Below are 18,176 nucleotides of genomic sequence, written 5' to 3'. Positions count from 1 at the left end.
CGCGAAAGGACCGCGCAGCGGTCCCCGATAGCAGTGAAGTCTGGGACCGCTATGCGGTCCTTCGCAGTGGTTCGTCACACGACAAGCCAGCTCCTACAGAAGCGTTGGCGCCAATAGGTTTTTCAGCGTTGTGTCCGCGGCATCCCCAGGCCGAACTGGGCGATCAGCTCGCGCTGGATTTCGTTGGTACCGCCGCCGAAGGTCACGGTGACCGAGGCACGCAGCTCGTATTCCAGTTCGCCGTGCAGGGCGCTCGCCGCCGACCCCGCACGCAGCGAGCCGTTGGCGCCAATCACCGCGGCCAGACGCCGGAGGATCTCGATGGCCGATTCCGAGCCGTAGACCTTGGTGGTCGAACTCAGGGCCACGTCCATGCGTTCGTGCTCCAGATTGGCGGCGATACGCAGGTTGATCAGGCGCATCGCCTCCAGGCGCGAGTAGCACTCGGCCAGCGAGCTGCGCACCCAGGCCTTGTCCATCGCTCGACGCCCCTGCTCGTCGCGGGCCCTGGCCCACAGGTAGACGCGGCGGAACAGCCCGGCGACCTTGTCCGACCAGGAGCCCAGACCCAGGCGCTCATGGTTGAGCTGCGCGGTGATCAGCTTCCAGCCACCGTGCAGCTCGCCCACCAGCATGTCCCGGGGGACCCGCACGTTGTCGTAGTAGGTGGCCGCGGTGGGGTTGCTGGTGGTCGGGATCACTGTGCTGGAGAAGCCCGGCAGCGAAGTGTCGAGGATCAGGATCGACACGCCCTTGTGCCGCGCCTGCTCGGGGTCGGTGCGCGCCGCCAGCCAGATGAAGTCGGCCGATTCGGCGCCCGAGGTCCACAGCTTGTTGCCGTTGACCACGAAGTGCTCGCCGTCCAGGCGCGCGCTGGTCTTCAGCACCGCCAGGTCGCTGCCGGCCTGCGGCTCGGAATAGCCGATGGCGAACATGATCTCGCCGGCGGCGATGCCCGGCAGGAAACGCGCCTTCTGCGCCGCGCTGCCATGCTCCATCAGCGCCGGACCCACCGTGCTGATGGTCACGAACGGCAGGGGCGCCCCGGCGATATTGGCCTCTTCGAAGAAAATCAACTGCTCGGTGGCGGCATAGCCCTGGCCGCCATGGACCTTGGGCCAACCGACCGCCAGCCAGCCGTCGCGGCCCATCTGGCGGATGGTCTGGCGAAACAGCTCGCCGCCCTCCTGGCCGCGCAACTGCTCGCGCAGCTCGGGGGTCATCAGGGCCTGGAAGTAATCCCGCACCTGACGGCGCAGGGCATGTTGTTCGGGGGTGAGGTCGACGAACATGGACGGCTCCTTAGGCCACGCCGAGAATCAGGCCGCTGGTGGGCACGCCGGTACCGGCGGTGACCAGCACGTTCTCCACATCGGCCACCTGGTTCACCGCCGTGCCGCGCACCTGGCGCACCGCTTCGGCGATGCCGTTCATGCCGTGGATATAGGCTTCGCCCAGTTGCCCGCCATGGGTGTTGATCGGCAGCTTGCCGCCGCGGGCGTGATGGCCGGCGCGGATGAACTCCTTGGCCTCGCCGCGCCTGGCGAAACCGAATTCCTCCAGTTGCGGCAGCACGAACGGGGTGAAGTGGTCGTAGATCACCGCGGTCTGGAACGCCTCCGGGCCCAGGCCCGACTGGCGATACAACTCCCTGGCGACCACGCCCATCTCCGGCAGGCCGGTGATGTCGTCGCGGTAGAACGAGGTCATGATCTGCTGGCCGCTGCTGATGCCCTGGGAGCCGGCCTTGATGGTCACCGGTTTCTGCTTGAGGTCGCGGGCCCGTTCGGCCGAGGTGATGACCATGGCTACCGCACCGTCGGACTCCTGGCAGCAGTCGAGCAGGTGCAGCGGCTCGCAGATCCAGCGCGAGGCCTGGTGCTCCTCGAGGGTGATCGGCTTGCCATGGAAGAACGCCTTGGGGTTGCTCGCGGCGAAATCGCGCACTGCCACGGCGACCCGACCGAAGTCCTCGGAGGTGGCGCCGTAGGTGTGCATGTAGCGCTGGGCGAACATGCCGACCCAGGCCGCCGGGGTGTGGAAGCCGTGGGGCATATACCAGCCGTAGTTGACGTTCTCGAAGATCGGCGTCGAGGCGAAGCCGTAGGTGCCGGTACCGAAGCGGTACCAGGAACGCTCGTTCATCGCCCGGTAGACCACCACCACCTTGGCCACGCCGGTGGCCACGGCCATCGCCGCGTGCATCACCGGGGCGCAGGCGGCGCCGCCGCCGTGGGGCACCTGGGAGAAGAACTTGACCTCCTTGCAGCCCAGCAGGCGGGCGATCTCGTACTCCGGGACCTTGTCCACCGAGTAGGAGCTGAAGCCCTCCACCTCGGACGGATCGATGCCGGCATCGCGCAGGGCTTCAAGGGTGGCCTCCATGGCCAGGCGCAGCTCGGTGCGTCCGGAGTTCTTGGAAAACTCGGTCGCGCCCAGACCGACAATGGCGGCGCGCCCGGAAATCGACGATTGACTCATCAGGTCTTTCCTCAAATAGAACAAAACATAAATGCCGCCTTGCCTGTACGGGCGTGGCTTGCCTGCGAAGGACTTGAGCCGGCTTGCCCGCGAAAGACTTGAACTGGCTTTCCCGCGAAAGGACTTGTAGGAGCTGGCTTGCCTGCGAAAGGACTGCGCAGCAGTCCCAAATAGGTGGCAACTCGATCGGGACTGCTGCGCAGTCCTTTCGCGGGCAAGCCACGCTCCTACGGCAGCACTAGCGAGACCGTGCCGGTCACGTGGTTGCCCATGGAATTCTTGCCGCCGAGGGTCACTTCCACCGTGCGGGTCGCAGGGTCGAGGCCACTGACGCTGCCGCTGAAGGTCATGCAGTCGCCCGGATAGTTGGGCACGCCGAGCTTGATCTTCAGCGACGCAAAGCGCGCCAGCGGTCCCGCCCAGGCTTCGACGAAGCGCTGCACCAGGCCGTTGGTGGTGAGAATGTTCATGAACACATGGGGCGAACCCAGTTCACGGGCCGCATCCAGGTCGTGGTGGCCGGGAAAGTAGTCGCGGGTGGCGATAGCGCCGCCGGCGATCAAGGCGACGGTGATCGGCACCACCAGCTCCGGCAGGACTTCGCCGGGACGCACGTCTTCAAAGCGCTTGGTGTTCTTCAAGGTCATATTTCCATCCCAGCTTGTCGTTATCGCTCAGCCAGTCGCCGAGACGTTCCAGGCACGCCGCCGAACCGCCGAGGGCTAGGCCCAGGGCGCGGCTCCAGTAGAGAAAACGGTGGATCGGGTAGGTCAGGTCGACGCCGATACCGCCATGCACGTGCTGCGCGATATGGCCGATGCGGTGCCCGGCCTCGCAGGCCAGCCAGGCCGTGGCCAGCGCCTCCGAGGGCGCCGGCAATCCGGCGTCGAGGCGATAGCACAGTTGCCAGAGGGTGCTGCGCAGGGCTTCGAGGGCGATATGCGCGTCGGCCATGCTCATCTGCACCGCCTGGAAACTGCCGATGCGCCGCTGGAACTGCTCGCGCTCGCTGACATAGGCCACGGTGCGGCGGATCTGCTCCTCGCTGACCCCCAGTTGCAACGCAGCCAGGGCGGCGATGGCGCGGGGCTCCAGCCAGTCGAGGGCACTGACCGGCAGCAGGTGGCCGAGGCGGTAGCCCTCCACCTGCACGTCGGCCACCGCCTCGCCGTGGGTCATCACCGCCGGGGTCAGGCGCACATCGGGCGACTTCAGGTCGAGCAGGCACAGGCGTGGCTGACCGTGCAGCAGCACCGGCACCAGCGCCGCGCCTGACTGCGCGGCCAGCGGCACGGCGGCGACGCGGCCGGCGAGCAGCCAGTCGGCGCCGTTGGGCGTGGCTTCCAGCTCGATGCCGCGGGCCGCGTGGACACCGTCCAGAGACAGGCTGAGCAGGGTTTCGCCGCTGGCGGCCTGCTCGATCCAGGCCGCGTAGTCGTCGGCGGCAAAGGTCGCCAGGGTCGCCGCCACCAGTTGATGGCGCCACAGCGGCACCTGGCCCAGGCCGCGGCCCTGGGCCTGCAGCACCAGCATCAGCTCGGTCATGCCCAGGCCGCTGCCGCCGCCGGCCTCGGGAATCGCCAGGGCATGCAGGCCGGTTTCCCGGCACAGGTTCCACAGCGCCGCCATCAGCGGTTCGCCGCTCAGGTCCCAGCGGCGCAGGGCGTCATCGTCGCAGGTGTCGACGAACAGGCTGTCGGCCATCTGCTCGATGGCGCGCTGGTCTTCGCTCAATTCGAAATCCATGGGCAGTTACTCCGCATCGGCCACGGGACGGAACAGCGGCAGGGTCTGCTGCTCGTCGAAGACCTGGAACTCCACCTGCAGGCGCTGGCCGATCTTCAGTTCGTCGCGCGCGACCCCGGTCAGCCCGGCGATCAGGCGCACGCCCTCCTCCAGCTCGATCAGGCCGATCGGGTTGGGGTGATCGAATGGCGGTACTTCCGGGTAATGCATGACCACGAAGGAATACAGGCTGCCGCGACCGCTGGCCTGCACGGTGTCCCAGTCAAAACCGTGGCACTGCATGCACACTGGTGCCGGCGGATGGCGCAGGGTCGAACAGGCGGTGCAGCGCTGGATCAGCAGCTTGTTCTCGGCGCAGCCTTCCCAGAAGAAGCGGGTGTCGTCGCTGATGCCGGGCAATGGCCGCCGGGGTTTCTCCAGGGCCGCTGCCGGCTTGCCCGCCGCTTGCGGATTGGCCGGGCGGAACTTGAACACGCGGAACAGCAGCTCGCCCACCGGTTCGTCGCCGTCCGGCTTCTCGACGAAATGGCTCATCACCAGGGTGACGAAGAAACCGCTGCCGAGGGCGGTGGTCTTCTCGTCGCCCACCGCGTCCAGGCGGGTGGTGTAGTACAGGCGCTCGCCCAGGTGCACCGGGCGCCTGAAGGTCAGCTCCGAGTTCACCGCCACCACCGAGGCGTAGCCGTACGCCTCGATCAGCTTGAGCACTTCATAGGGATTCTCGTCGGTGGAGCCCGGCGGATAGTTGTTGGCGTGCAGGCCTTCCATGGTCCACACCTGGAGCATCGCCGGCGGTGCCACGATGCCGTCGTGCGGTCCCTGCAGGGCCGCGGCGGGATCGGTGTAGAGGGGGTTGTCCAGGCCCATGATCTCGCACCATTGGCGGATCATCGGCGCATTGACTTCGTCCCAGGCATATACCCGACCGTATTCGCGCCCCACCAGGGCGCGCACGTCGGACAGCAATTGTGGATCAGCCACAGTCGTCTCCTGCAAAGTGAGGGCGGCCACCCGAGGGCGCCGCCGTGGGGTCGATCAGGCCTGCGCCGCGGCGAGGAAGCTGGGGCGCTCGCCACCGCCATGCAGCAGCAGGTTGCAGCCGCTGGCGTAGCTGGCCAGGGGTGAAGCGATGAACAGGCAGGCATTGGCGATATCCGCCGCATCGGCCATGCGCCCGGCGGGAATGCCGGCGCCGACCGCGGCGATGCCGGCTTCACTGCCGTAGTGCAGATGGGCCTGGTCGGTGAGGACCAGGCCGGGGCTGACGGTGACCACGCGCACCTTGGGCGCCCACTCCACCGCCAGCGAAGTGACCAGCGCCAGCACCCCGGCCTTGGCCGCGCCATAGGCGGCGGTACCCGGCGACGGCCGCTGGGCGGCGACGCTGCCGATGAAGACGATGCAGCCGCCCTGCTCTTGCGCCTGCATCAGCCGGTTGGCGTGCTGGGCGACGTTCAGCGGGGCGATCAGGTTGAGGCGGATGATGCTCTCGTGAAAGCGCGGCGACGCCGTCGCCGCATCCGCCGCCGGGGCACCGCCGGCGTTGTTGACCAGCACATCGAGACGGCCGAAATCACGCTGGATGCCGGCGAACAGCGCCTGCAGCGAATCGGCATCACGCACATCGACGGCGCAGAACACCGCGCGCCGCCCACCGCTGGCCGGCAACTGCTCGGGGGCGTTGCGGGCACAGACGATGACCGCGGCGCCGGCGTCCAGATAGGCCTGCGCGATACCGGCGCCGATGCCCTTGGTACCACCGGTGACCAGGACCACCTTGCCCGTGTAATCAAGACCCTGTTGCTGCCCCATCATGTGTTCCTCGTTCGACTGACGAGCTTCACTCTAGGGGCATCGGGGCCGGCAAACTTCGTCTGAACGGACGATGAATCGGCACCTTCGCCGGTCGACACTGCGCTGCACTTTCACGCGCGAGAAGGCTTATGTCCGCTATCGAAGTTTCCCCCCTGCTGCTGGAGTTCCCGGCCCCCGGCGTGGCCCTGCTGCGCCTTCATCGGCCGCAGGCGAGCAACGCCCTGAGCCTGGAACTGCAGGCCTTGCTCTCGCAGCGCTTCAGCGAGCTGGGCAGCAATCCCGAGGTGCGCTGCATCGTCCTGACCGGGGGCGACACGGTGTTCGCCGCCGGCGGCGACATCACCACCATGGCCGGGGTCGGCCCGATCGACATCGTGCAGCGCCATACCGAGCGGGTCTGGGCGCCGATCCAGCACTGCCCCAAGCCGGTGATCGCCGCGGTGTGCGGCTATGCCTATGGCGGCGGTTGCGAACTGGCGATGCATGCCGACCTGATCGTCGCCGGCCGGTCGGCGCGCTTCTGCCAGCCGGAGGTGCGCATCGGCATCATGCCGGGGATCGGCGGAACGCAGCGCCTGGTGCGCGCGGTGGGCAAGGTCAAGGCCATGCGCATGGCCCTGACCGGGCAGCCGATCACGGCGGAGGAAGCCTGGGTCGCCGGGCTGGTCAGCGACCTGGTCGACGATGACCAGGTGCAGGCCCATGCCCTGAAGCTGGCGCAGACCATCGCCGCGCTGCCGGCCCTGGCGGTGGAGCAGATCAAGGAAGTGATCCTGGCCGGGATGGATGCCTCGCTGGAGTCGGCGTTGGCGTTGGAGCGCAAGGCCAATGCGCTGCTGTTCGCGTCGAGGGACCAGAAGGAAGGGATGCAGGCGTTCATTGAAAAGCGGCCGGCGCGGTTCGAGGGGTGTTGAACGGCCGCGCCCGGTAGGAGCGCAGAAAAGGCCGATTCCCAATACCACATCAGAACTTACCTACAAACCAACCAGAATCCCCCTGCTGATCCCCAAGCCCATTTCCAGCAACGATCTGCCCCTTCGCCCCGGAACCCCTTTCCCGGCGGGACTCTTTCAATAAAGAAGACAAGGAAGCAGACGCATGGCTCTCGGCTACATGATTCGCATGGGCGACAAGACCACGTGTGGTGGGCAGGTACTGGACGGCCACCGCAGATTCCTCATCGAGGGCATGCCCAGGGCCCGTGAAGGTGATCCGGTGTCCTGTGGCGTCACCGGGCAGGTCTACCAGATCGTGGGAGGTGTCGAGACATTCACCGATGATGGCCGCCTGGTCGCCGGCAACCTGGACAGCGTCAGTTCCTGTCCGTGCCGTGCCGGGCTGTTGCCGAGCTGCAACTTCTCCTACCAGTCCAGCAAAGGCCTTGGCGCCTCGGGAGCAGGCCGGACAGCGAGCAGCGCAGCACCGTCCGCAGCGAGGCAAGGCTACACCTCGGGTTCGGCCAGCCAGACCTCGGCAGCCAGCGCTGCCATGGCCGACTCCACACCACGCACCGATACCGAAATCGCCGAACCGGGCTTCTATATCGTCCCCAACAGCATGTCCCGCAGCGCCCTGGAGGCTGCGCTGTTCGACAAGCCGTCACTGGAAACCCTGGCGATGTTCCGCGCGCTGAATCCAGGTCAGGGCAACATCAAGGGCGGATCGATGATCATCCTCAGCGATCCGCGTAATCAGACCTGCACCCGCGAAGAAGCGTTGTTGATGGAGGCTGCGGCCACCGTCAACGAGGCACTGAAGCCGCTGAGCGATGAAGAAGCGGATTTCATGGTTCGCCACTACGGCGAGATTTCTACCTTCCTCGCCCACAGCGCCGCCGCCGTCGGAGTCGGTGAAGCGATGTTCTCGCGCAATCTGAACAATGTGAAAACCAGCCTGGAGAATGTTCAGAAGCTGCACTGGGATGCCTTTGCTCGCGACGGCAAGTTGAACTCCACGCAGTTTCTTGCCGAGCGCGCGCGAGTACTTGCCGATCTGGACATCAACCTCTCGCCACTGACCCGCAAGGCCATCGGTTTCCCCGTTCATCCGAAGCTGAAAACTGCATTGGGATTGTCCAGTCGGAGCCTGGTGCATCATTGGCGCAAGGCAGGTGTAGGGCCGATTCCAGGATATGCGACGCATATCGAGCGGGTGAGCAGGACGGCGAAGATTGTCCAGGCAGCGGGTTGGGTGGGCATACCGATTAGTGGAGGGGCGTCTTATCTCAAGGTGAAGAACGTATGCGCGGCCGGAAACGAAGAGGCCTGCACCAAAGTCAAGTACACGGAAGCGAGCAGCTTCTCGATCGGAACAGCCTCTGGTGTTGCGACCGGCTATGTTATGGCGAAGGGAGCAGCAGCGGCGATTTGCGTCGCTCTAGGCGTGCCTACTGCCGGTACAGCTCCAATCGCGTGCGGCATCGTCGCCGTTGGTGTCGCGTCATTTGCTGCTGGAGCCGGGGGGAGCAAATTTGGAGAGTACGTTGGAGAGCTGATTTACGAGTTCGCTGAATGATCACTGGAAAGCTGATATTGGCTGTTCTGTGCATCCTTATTGCCCTGAACTGTTTCGTATCGCTTGGCGTAGCCTTCTACCTGGGCTACGCCAGAGTAAAAACGATACAAAGTGCTTTCAAAAACACACCCAGAATTTCTGATCGCTCGCTGGACGGCCAACCCTTCCCGGAACGGCTGGCATTCGTCGGCATGGCCACATGGGCTATCACGTTTCCAAAGTTCCATGTCAAACATGGTTTGCTCGACCAGGCAGACCTGAAAGATTTTCCAGTTTCACTTCGCAGGAAGCTGGTGATCCTGGGTTGGGTCTTTATAGGCAATACCTCTGCGATGATGGTTGCCGCCCTGATTCTTGAGCTGAGGGACCTCCATGCCGGTTAATCGCAAACGCGCAGTTGTCCTCCTGACCCTCTGCGCATCGTTGCCGCTGGTAGCCTTGGCCGCCCACGCCACCATCACCCGCATCGACCCCAACCTCAGATACACCCCAGGCGAACAACTGGATGACCTGAACGGCGTCGCCATCTACTACAACGGCGGAGTCAACAGGGTGCAAGGGCGCAATCTCAGCCCCGATGGCTACAACCTCGGCCTGCGCTATCAGTGCGTCGAGTTCGTTAAACGCTACTACTTCGAGCGCCATGGCCACCGCATGCCCGACACCTATGGACACGCCAGGGACTTCTTCGATCCGGCATTGGCCGATGGCAGCCTGAACACCCAGCGCGGCATGCTGCAATCTCGCAATGGCAGCCCCGTGCAACCGCAGGCGGACGATCTGCTGGTATTCGCCCCTACCCTGCTCAATCGCTATGGGCATGTTGCGGTTGTCGCCAGCGTTGCCGAGGAGCGGCTGCAGATTGCCCAGCAGAATCCCGGTCCCTTTGGTCGTTCGAGAGAAGAGCTGCAACTTCGGGCGCGCGACGGAAGCTGGACTGTCCAGCAATCACAGGTGCTGGGGTGGTTGAGGCTGGTCAATTACGAGAATCGGGATGGGCCGCAGTGACAGCGATGTTGTCTGGCGGGAAAGCGCATCAAGGCTGCCAAGTGCTTGCCATGACAGGTGCAGTGCCCTTGAGATCGAGCGCCGCCCGCGCGGCGCATCGCGGATGAATCCGCTCCCACATTGGTTGCAACGTGCCTATGCCTGACAGGCCATGGTTGACCTCCTTGTTGGTTCGACGCGATACCGAGTCGAACCCAACAGCCTCCCCGCGATGCATCGCCGAAAAACAAAGGCTGACAACTCAACTCTCACAGGCCATGGCACGTTGCAACCGATGTGGGAGCGGATTCATCCGCGATGCGCCGCGCGGGCGGCGCTCGATCTCAAGGGCGCTGCAAGGCTCAAGACAGGCACTTGGTAGCCTTGATGCGGCTCCCTGACAAGCCTCAACGACATGTAGATACCCATGCAGCAACGAGGCCCCCTCAGATACTCATCACCATCTGCCCACTATCCACCCGCAACTCCACCCCATTCACCGCCCGCGCTTCATCACTGGCAAGAAACAGCACGCACGCCGCCACATCCTCCGGCCGGCACATGCGGTTCATCGGGTCGCTGTCGATGGTCAGCCGCTCCGGGTCCAGCCCCGCCGGAAAACCGCCGCTGGTCATGTCGGTCAACACACCATCCGGATGCAGGCTGTTGCAGCGAATCCGGTACTTGCGCCGCCGGCAGAACGCCGCCACCGAGCGGCTCAAGGCCGCCACCGCACCCTTCGAGGCGCTGTAGGCCAGGTAATCGTCACGCCCGGCCAGGGCGGCGATGGAGGACAGGTTGATGATCGAACCACCCCTCTCCTGCATCAGCCCGATGGCTTCGCGACACCCCAGGAACACGCTGTCGGCGTTGATCCGCATCAGCTTGTGCCAGTCGTCCAGCGGGGTGTCCTCGATGCTGCCGCTGATCAGGATCCCGGCATTGTTGACCAGGATGTCCAGCCGCCCGTAACGCTCGCGCACCACGCCCACCAGGGCCTGCCAGGCGCGCTCGCTGCTGGCGTCATGGCGCACGAACAGGGTCGCCTCGCCCAGTTCGGCGGCCAGCGCCTCCCCTGCCGCTTCGTCGATATCGGCGATCACCACCCGCGCGCCTTCGCGCACCAGCAGGCGTACGCTGGCGCGGCCGATGCCGCGGGCGCCACCGGTGACGATGGCGACCTTGCCGGCAACCCGGCCCTGTGTGCTGCTTTGCTCAGTCATGACGCGGCCTCGTCGGCAAGTTGTGGTTGATGGCTGTCCTGCCCGTCCCGCGCCGCAGCCAGGCCGGCACGGCGACCGGAGAACACGCAGTCGGCCAGGGACAGGCCGCTGATATACAGGTGCGAAGGAATACCCACGGCAGCCCGCCCCGCCGCGTACAAGCCCGGCACCGGCCGCGCGGCGTCGTCGAGCACCGCGCCGCTGCCTTCGTCGACACGCAGGCCGCCCAGGGTCAGCGCGCCCAGCGGGAAGATCGGATTGCCCACGGAAATGTCGCAGGCATAGAACGGCCCCTGCTCCAGCGCCTGGCGCCCGCCCCGCGACTTGCCGAACGGATCGCCGGTCTCGCCGCGGGCCGCGGCATTGTTGGCCTGCACCGCTTCGCGCAGGGCCTGGGCGTTCATTCCGGTGGCCTGAGCCAGTTCATCGAGGCTGCGCCCCTTGCGGATGTTGAACAGCATCAGCGCCAGCGCCGGCACGGTCTGGAACCACCAGTAGCCCTTGAACAAGGCCTCGCGCAGGGCCTTGCGGCGCAGCGGCGCATCCAGCACCAGCCAGGCGCGACCGCCCTGCTCTTCCATCAACGGCTGGCCGAGGGTGGCGCCGTAGACTTCTTCGTTGCAGAAGCGCCGGCCCTCGGTGTTGACCACAATGCCCTTGTGCCAGCTGTACGGCGGGTTGATGAAGCGCCAGGCCGAAACCCGCTCCAGGCGGTCGCTGGCCGCACCGACGCTGAGCCCCAGGCGCAGGCCGCTGCCATCGCAGCCGGTGGCGCCGACCTTGAAGTTGCGGCGGAATTTCGGCGCATGCTGGCCGATCAGTTCGCGGTTGAAGATGAAACCGCCGGTACTGAGGATCACCGCCTTGCTCGCCCGCACCAGCATTGGTCGGGCGAAGTCCTTCTCCAGTTGCGCCGCGCGCTGGCGCAGGCCGTCGCAGTAGCCCGGGGCGAAGTTCTGCAGTTTCTCGGCGCGCGCGATCAGCTTGCCGTGCAGCTCGGCCTGCTGGCTGCCCGGCGGCAGGCGCCAGAACTCGGCGCCGATCACCCGGCCCGCGGCATCCACCACCAGGCGTCTGGCGGCCGCCTGCAACAGCGGGCGCACCCCGGCGCGCAGGCAGGCTGCCTGCAGATGGCTATACAGCACCGCGCCGCACTGGCCCTTGCCGACGGTGCGATGACCGCGCGGCGCCGGCGGGTTGTCGCCACCGTAGAGCGGCACCAGCTCGTTGCCGGAGTAATAGAGGTAGTAACCGTCCTGCGGGTAGGAGGTCTTGCCGCCTGGCGGCACTTCGTGGGAATACGCCGCGCCGTGGCTTTCCAGCCATTCCAGGTTGGCCACGCTGTTGTTGCAGAAGCGGCGCAGGGTCGCGTCGCTGACCACGCCGTGGGTTTCATGCTTGAGGTAATCGAACATCGCCTCGGCAGAGTCGTTGTAGCCGGCGCGCCGCTGCTGGCGGGTACCGCCGCCGGCATAGACCACACCACCACTCTTGGCGCTGGCGCCACCGCCCTGGAAGCGGTCTGCCACCAGCACATCGGCGCCGGCAGCGCGGGCTTCGAGGGCGGCGCAGGCACCGGCCGCGCCCCAGCCGAGCACCAGCACCTCGCAGTAGTCATCCCACTGGCGCCCGTGCAGTTCGTCGCTGCGCAGCGGCGGCAGGATCGGCGTCACCGTATCGACACGGCTCATGAGGCCTCCCGGGCGAGATGGTTCGCCGCCACGTAGCCGAAGGTCATGGCCGGGCCGAGGGTGCCGCCGGCCCCGGGGTAGCTGGTGCCCATCACCGAGGCCGAACAGTTGCCGATGGCATACAGGCCCGGGATCGGCGTGCCGTCGTCGCGCACCACCTGGGCGTGTTCGTTGGTCAGCAGGCCGCCCTTGGTGCCGATATCGCCGGCATCCAGACGCATGGCGTAGAACGGCCCCTTGCGCAGCGGCGCCAGGCACGGGTTGGGCTTGATGTTGCAGTCGCCGTAGTAGCGGTCGAAGACGTTGCCGCCGCGGGCGAAATCAGCATCGACGCCAGTGCGCGCGTAGTCGTTGACCCTGGCCACGGTGTTTTCCAGCCCGGCGCCATCCACGCCGATCTGCGTGGCCAGTTCGGCCAGGGTGTCGGCCTTCCAGTACAGGCTGTTCAGCCACTCCTTGCGCAGGCGGCTGTCGGGCATGACCTGGGCCGGCATCAGCGGCCCCATCGCGTAGTTGAAGCGGAAATGCGCGTCGAAGATCACCCAGGCCGGCACGCTGCGTCCGCCGCTGAGCGGGTTGTCGCGGTGCATGGCGTCGACGAACTCGAGGTACGGCGCGGCTTCGTTGACGAAGCGCTGGCCGTTGCCATTGACCACGATGGCCCCGGGGAACGCCCGTTCGGCGAAGATGCCGCGGGGCTTTTCCTCGCCCGGCACGGCGATGGTCGGCGCCCACCAGGCCCAGTCCATCAGCGCCGTGGCGGCACCCTCGCGCATCCCGGCGAGCAGGGCCGCGCCGGTATTGTTGCCCGGCGGCGTGGCGCTCCAGGCCATCTGCGTGGGTTTGGGCAGGTACTGCTCGCGCAGGGCCTGGTTCTGCTCGAACCCGCCGGAGGCGAAGATCACGCCGTGGCGGGCCTCGATCGCCAGTTCCCGCCCCTCACGGATGACCTTGACCCCGGCGACCTTGCCGTCCTGCATCAGCAGTTCGCGAAAATCGGTGTCGAGCCACAGCGGTACATCACGGTCCATCAGCGAACGACGCAGGGAGGCGACCAGCGAACTGCCCAGCGCCGCGCGGCGGTCGTACTTGCTCTTGCGCCGCCATTTGAAGTCCAGCTTGTAGCGCAGCATCAGCCCGAGGATCAGCCAGCGCCAGCCGAAGCTGCGGGCCATGGCCTTGTGCGCATGGCGCGCGGTCCAGGCGATGCGGCCCATGAGCAGGGTCGAAGGCGACGGCTTGCGCAGGTTGTCCAGTTCCTCGCCGAGCAGGCTGGTGTCGAACAGCTCCGGGTCGAGGGTACGGCCGCCGGGCAACGAGCCGGGCAGGTGCGGATAGTAGTCCGGGTATTTCGCCGCCACGGCGTAGCGCACCCGGCTGTTGCGGGTCAGCGCCTCGATCATTTTCGGCGCGTTGTCGAGGTAGGCCTGCAGGCGCGCCGGCTCGACATGTTCGCCCGCCGCGGCCTGCAGGTAGCGCAGCGCCAGTTCGGGACTGTCGTTGCCGCCCAGGCGGGCGAAATAGTGGTTGTTGGGAATCCAGATCCCGCCCCCGGAGATGGCCGAGGTGCCGCCGTACTTGTCGCTTTTTTCCACGATCAGGACCCGCAGACCGTGATCGGCGAGAAACACCGCCGAAGTCATCGCACCCGCGCCGGAGCCGACGACGATCACGTCGTAGCCGGATTGAGACTGAACTTGAGCCGTCATTGTTGTTATGCCATTAGCTGAGGTCAGGAAAACCGCCGGTCAGGGGGCGGTGGACCTCATCTTCGGGGGGCTGGCCGGGAGGGGGCATCGTCAAAGCGGACTAGGTGGCAGGCCGTGGATTCCATGGCGCGGCTAATGGCCTCATCGCTGGCAAGCCAGCTTGTGTCTGTACGGTGCTCAGCTTTGTGTTGAACACTGCTGGTGCTGGTGCTGGATATCGTGTGTTGATCCATTTGCCAAGGCGACGCCAAGTCACCTTGGCCAATGGATATGCACGCAAGCCTCAGCACACCAGCTCCCACAAGGTTTACGGTACACGCGGTCCCTGTGGGAGCTGCGGTTCGGCGCTCCGACTCGCCAGCGATGAGGCCATCAAGAACAACAGAGAACTATTTCTTCTTCAGGTTCAGATAGGACTGGTGCAGATCCGCAGCCCAGCCATCGATCACCGCCTTCACATCATCCGGTTTCATCACCTGGCTGCTGTTCTCCAGCGGCTTGCCGGTGCCCTTGCGCACCACCTGGGCCAGCACCTTGTTGTTGCCGCCGTCGATGAACACCGCTTCGGTGGCGATATCGGTTTCCTGGTCGCGGATCCCCGACGCCGTGCTCACCGCCGCCGCCACCAACGCCACCGGGATCACTTCATAGGGCTTGAGCCCCTCGGTCTTGCTGCTCACCGCGGTGATCGCCGGCCGCACCACGATCACCCCCGGCCCGGGGGCGCTGGCCAGCGGCAGGGATTTGCCCAGCTCGCGCTTGAGCGCCTGGTCGTAATAGCTGGTGATCCCCTGCAGCGTGCTCTGCGGAATCTGCGCCGTGGCCTGGGGCTTGGGATACAGCTGACTCGGTTCGATGTAGACGCTGCGATAGGCGTCAGGCTTGAGTTGCGGATCGATCCAGCGCATCACCGGCGCGCCGGACGGTGATCGGGCCTCCTTGAGCCGGCTGTAGTCCTTGAGAAAACCTGAGTACTCGTCCGGTTGGCTGACGCCGCTGGAGCAGCCAGCGAGCAGCAACGAGGTCAGGCAGAGCGATCCCATCACCAGTGCGACTTTCATAAGTCCTCCCCTTATGGAAAACACCGCTGACTGCAGGCCAGCGGGTTAGGTATAGCCCAGCTTTCGCCCGCTGCCGCGGACAAGCACCGCGCTATGTCCGGGAAAGCTTTGCGCACAGGGTTTTCGCCCCTCGCCCAGCGCAGTAGCACGTGGCCACAGCCCTGCTCTACACTCGCTCGCCATGGACCCACCTCCCCCCAACAGCGAAAGGCGGAACATGGACAGGGAAGAAGCCGTTTCACCCGAGCAACGCATGCAATTCGACGCCGAACAGGCGCGCATCGACGAACGCCAGCGCCTCCTGCAACTGCCCGCCAGCGGCCGCGGGCGCTGGGCCCTGGCCTTGTCCGGCGGCGGTATCCGCAGCGCCACCTTCTGCCTCGGCGTGCTCCAGGCCCTGGCCCGCGCCCGCGCGCCGGGCGCGCTGCCGGCTGGCGATGACCGCCAGGCCACGCTGGGCAAGCGCCTGCTGCCGCGTTTCGACTACCTCTCGACGGTCAGCGGCGGTGGCTACGTGGGCTCGTTCTTCGGCAGCCTGTTCCTCCCCGGACGCCTGCGCGGACGGGAAAACACCGGCACCCTCGGCGAAGGCGAAGCCCGTGCCGGCGAGCAGGCCCGGATCGAAGCGGCGCGGGATGCCTACGACACGCTCGACTACGAACCGCCAGGGCGCATCCACACCGGCGACGACTACCGCCAGCAGCCGGTGGGCGCCGCGCCGCTGGCCTGGCTGCGGGAAAACGGCCGCTACCTGACCCCGGGCGGTGCCGGCGATCTCTTCTATGTCCTCGGCCTGTCGCTGCGCAACCTGTTCGCGGTGCACATGGTCATCGGCATGCCGCTGCTGTGCAGCCTCGCCCTCGCCGTCCTGGCGCAGTTGCTGATCGGCGCCAGCCCGCTCTGTGCGGCGGGCGGCATGCTCAGCACCGCGCCCCTGCTGTGCACGTCGCTCTGGTGGCTGCCGGGCGCCCTGCTGCTGTGCGCCGTGCTGCCGTTGATGCTGGCGTTCTGGATGGTCTATCGCCGAAACCACAGCGACGACTCGCTGCATCCCTTCAACCTGGCCACCGGGCTGTACGTGCTGTCCGGCCTGGTGACCCTCGCCCTCGGCCTGTTCACCCCGGGGATCGAGGCCAGCCTGCGCGCTCTGCTGCTGCTCTTTGCGCTGGTGTGCGCACTGGGCCTGGTCTACTGCCTGTGGCTGTGCCTTTACCTGGGGCGCGGGCGCCAGGACCCGGACAAGGTCCTGGCGCGGCAGAACAGCGTGGGCACCTATCGGGTCCTGGTCACCCGACGCCTGGCCTCGGCCATCGTCGCCACCCTGGTCAGCGTGTTCTTCGCCCTGATCCCGTGGCTGAGCGAATGGCTCTTCCTGCGCGTCGAACAGGGGCCACTGCTGTCCGGGGCCGCGGTGCTGCCGCTGTTGATGGTCCTGGTGCGCCAGGTCTCACTGTCCACTGACGACAAGGCCACGCCGGGCTGGCTGAGCACGCTGCCGATCGGCCTGATCGCCGGTGTCGTCGGTGCGGCGATCTTCCTGCTGGTCGCGCTGTTCTGGGGATTGCTGGCGCAGTACGTACGCTTCGGCAGCGACGCCCTCGACGATGCCCAGGGCTGGCTGCGCCTGAGCGCGCTGGTGCTGCTGGCGGCGCTGTGCAGCCTGGGCTCGGGCAGGTTCATCGGTTTCCTCAACCTGTCCTCGTGGCAGGCGTTCTACCGCGCGCGCCTGGCCCGGGCCTACCTGGGCGCCTCCAATGGCCTGCGGTTCTCCGGCAGCAGCCGCAAGATGCGCAAGCGTCTGCTGAGCGTGGCCGAAACCCTGCCGGGAGACGACGTCGGCATCGAGGACTACTACGCCAACAACGGCTGTGCGCCGCTGCACCTGATCAACGTCACCCTCAACCAGACCGTCGACCCGGCCGAGCAACTGGTGCAGCGCGACCGCAAAGGCAAGCCACTGTGCCTGGCGCCGTCCGGGGCCGAGGGCATGACCAGCGTCAGCTACCTGCTCGACGGCGAACCGCGCCAGCGCGCGCCACAGCCGGAGAGTGGCGAGATGTACCAGCCGCTGACCCTGGCGCACTGGGTGGCCACCTCGGGCGCGGCGGTGTCCACCGGCCTCGGCCGGCAGACCAGCCTCGGGACCTCGCTGGCCCTGGGCCTGACCAACATGCGCCTGGGCACCTGGTGGCCGGCCGATTTCCTGCGCAACGGCGAACGCCCCGGTGGCCTGCGCAGCAGCCGCGACAGCCTGGGCGAACGCACCCTGACCACCCAGCACTACCTGTTCCAGGAGCTGACCGCGCAGTTTCACGGCTTGAATCGCGACTTCCAGTACCTGTCCGACGGCGGCCACTTCGAAAACACCGCGACCTACGAACTGCTGCGCGAAGGCCGCAACATCGAACTGATCGTCACCTGTGACTGCGGGGCCGACCCGGCCTACCAGTTCAACGACCTGGCCAACCTGATCCGCCTGGCGCGGATCGACCAGGCCCTGGAGATCAGCGAGGATCCCGGGGTGTTCGAGGACGAGGTACTGGCGCCGTATTTCGGCCGGATCGAGGATTTCGCCGTGGCTGCCGAGGCACGTCGGCAGGCGGATTACCGGCGCTGCGCGCTCCTGCTCGATGTGCGCAACAAGGATGGCGAGCTGACCGCACGGATCCTGGTGCTCAAGCCGAACCTGATCGCCGGGCTGCCGCTGGACCTGGTCAACTACGCCAACGCCCATCCGACCTTCCCCAACGAGAGCACGGCGAACCAGTTCTTCGACGAGGCGCAGTTCGAGAGTTATCGGCAGTTGGGGTTGCAGATCGGCGGGCGCTTGTTCGGGGATGGCAAGGCGGCGTCGCCGGTGGCCGATGCGCTGTGGAAGTACCTGGCCCCGTAGGAACGGGGCTTGCCCGCGAAGAACGGCCATGCGCTCCTTCGCGGGCAAGCCGCGCG

Annotated in this window: 15 protein-coding genes; 5 read left to right on the top strand and 10 right to left on the bottom strand. The window is 66.4% G+C overall.

The window, feature by feature from the left end:
- Window positions 1-122: 122 nt before the first annotated feature.
- The 6 genes from RTI28_RS20840 to RTI28_RS20815 form a co-directional block, all read right to left on the bottom strand.
- On the bottom strand, window positions 123-1,292 hold the full coding sequence (locus tag RTI28_RS20840) for an acyl-CoA dehydrogenase family protein (RefSeq protein ID WP_316922181.1): 1,170 nt from the start codon (window positions 1,290-1,292) through the stop codon (window positions 123-125).
- A gap of 10 nt (window positions 1,293-1,302) precedes the next feature.
- Window positions 1,303-2,481, bottom strand: a complete 1,179-nt coding sequence (locus RTI28_RS20835) for a lipid-transfer protein (protein ID WP_316922180.1) — start codon at window positions 2,479-2,481, stop codon at window positions 1,303-1,305.
- 227 nt (window positions 2,482-2,708) lie between these two features.
- Window positions 2,709-3,128 carry a MaoC family dehydratase gene (locus RTI28_RS20830; RefSeq protein ID WP_316922179.1) on the bottom strand — a complete coding sequence of 140 codons (420 nt, stop codon included), beginning with the start codon at window positions 3,126-3,128 and terminating at the stop codon, window positions 2,709-2,711.
- Window positions 3,100-4,227, bottom strand: coding sequence for an acyl-CoA dehydrogenase family protein (locus RTI28_RS20825; protein WP_316922178.1), 1,128 nt, complete (start codon window positions 4,225-4,227; stop codon window positions 3,100-3,102). Before RTI28_RS20825 ends, RTI28_RS20830 begins: the two co-directional genes overlap by 29 nt.
- 6 nt (window positions 4,228-4,233) lie before the next feature.
- Window positions 4,234-5,208, bottom strand: a complete 975-nt coding sequence (locus RTI28_RS20820; RefSeq protein WP_316922177.1) for a bifunctional MaoC family dehydratase N-terminal/OB-fold nucleic acid binding domain-containing protein — start codon at window positions 5,206-5,208, stop codon at window positions 4,234-4,236.
- Between the two features lie 54 nt (window positions 5,209-5,262).
- On the bottom strand, window positions 5,263-6,039 hold the full coding sequence (locus RTI28_RS20815) for an SDR family oxidoreductase (protein ID WP_316922196.1): 777 nt from the start codon (window positions 6,037-6,039) through the stop codon (window positions 5,263-5,265).
- A 131-nt stretch (window positions 6,040-6,170) separates the two neighbouring features.
- On the opposite strand from RTI28_RS20815, the gene RTI28_RS20810 reads away from it, so the two are divergent.
- The 4 genes from RTI28_RS20810 to RTI28_RS20795 all read left to right on the top strand — a co-directional run bounded on the left by RTI28_RS20810 (window position 6,171) and on the right by RTI28_RS20795 (window position 9,564).
- Window positions 6,171-6,956: an enoyl-CoA hydratase gene (locus RTI28_RS20810; RefSeq protein ID WP_316922176.1), complete on the top strand. Its 786-nt coding sequence runs from the start codon at window positions 6,171-6,173 to the stop codon at window positions 6,954-6,956.
- A gap of 184 nt (window positions 6,957-7,140) precedes the next feature.
- Window positions 7,141-8,556, top strand: coding sequence for a PAAR domain-containing protein (locus tag RTI28_RS20805; RefSeq protein WP_316922175.1), 1,416 nt, complete (start codon window positions 7,141-7,143; stop codon window positions 8,554-8,556).
- Window positions 8,553-8,939, top strand: coding sequence for a hypothetical protein (locus RTI28_RS20800; protein ID WP_316922174.1), 387 nt, complete (start codon window positions 8,553-8,555; stop codon window positions 8,937-8,939). The genes RTI28_RS20805 and RTI28_RS20800 overlap by 4 nt, the downstream gene beginning before the upstream one ends.
- Complete coding sequence (locus tag RTI28_RS20795) at window positions 8,929-9,564, top strand: CHAP domain-containing protein (protein ID WP_316922173.1); 636 nt, start codon at window positions 8,929-8,931, stop codon at window positions 9,562-9,564. Before RTI28_RS20800 ends, RTI28_RS20795 begins: the two co-directional genes overlap by 11 nt.
- 425 nt (window positions 9,565-9,989) lie before the next feature.
- Here the strand turns inward: RTI28_RS20795 and RTI28_RS20790 are convergent, their stop codons facing one another.
- From RTI28_RS20790 to RTI28_RS20775, 4 genes are all read right to left on the bottom strand, one after another.
- On the bottom strand, window positions 9,990-10,766 hold the full coding sequence (locus RTI28_RS20790) for an SDR family oxidoreductase (RefSeq protein ID WP_316922172.1): 777 nt from the start codon (window positions 10,764-10,766) through the stop codon (window positions 9,990-9,992).
- Window positions 10,763-12,457, bottom strand: coding sequence for an FAD-binding protein (locus tag RTI28_RS20785; RefSeq protein WP_316922171.1), 1,695 nt, complete (start codon window positions 12,455-12,457; stop codon window positions 10,763-10,765). Before RTI28_RS20785 ends, RTI28_RS20790 begins: the two co-directional genes overlap by 4 nt.
- Window positions 12,454-14,166, bottom strand: coding sequence for an FAD-binding protein (locus RTI28_RS20780; RefSeq protein ID WP_316922170.1), 1,713 nt, complete (start codon window positions 14,164-14,166; stop codon window positions 12,454-12,456). Before RTI28_RS20780 ends, RTI28_RS20785 begins: the two co-directional genes overlap by 4 nt.
- Before the next feature lie 389 nt (window positions 14,167-14,555).
- Window positions 14,556-15,227, bottom strand: a complete 672-nt coding sequence (locus RTI28_RS20775) for a DUF3313 domain-containing protein (protein ID WP_316922169.1) — start codon at window positions 15,225-15,227, stop codon at window positions 14,556-14,558.
- 253 nt (window positions 15,228-15,480) lie between these two features.
- Here RTI28_RS20775 and RTI28_RS20770 point away from each other — a divergent pair, with 253 nt between their 5' ends.
- On the top strand, window positions 15,481-18,120 hold the full coding sequence (locus tag RTI28_RS20770) for a patatin-like phospholipase family protein (RefSeq protein ID WP_316922168.1): 2,640 nt from the start codon (window positions 15,481-15,483) through the stop codon (window positions 18,118-18,120).
- Window positions 18,121-18,176 lie beyond the last annotated feature (56 nt).

The sequence above is a fragment of the Pseudomonas sp. zfem002 genome (assembly GCF_032621685.1).
GTDB classification, from domain to species: Bacteria; Pseudomonadota; Gammaproteobacteria; order Pseudomonadales; family Pseudomonadaceae; genus Aquipseudomonas; species Aquipseudomonas japonica.
Note: the sequence above shows the minus strand (reverse complement) of the source record. Positions and strands in the feature narration are given on the sequence as shown.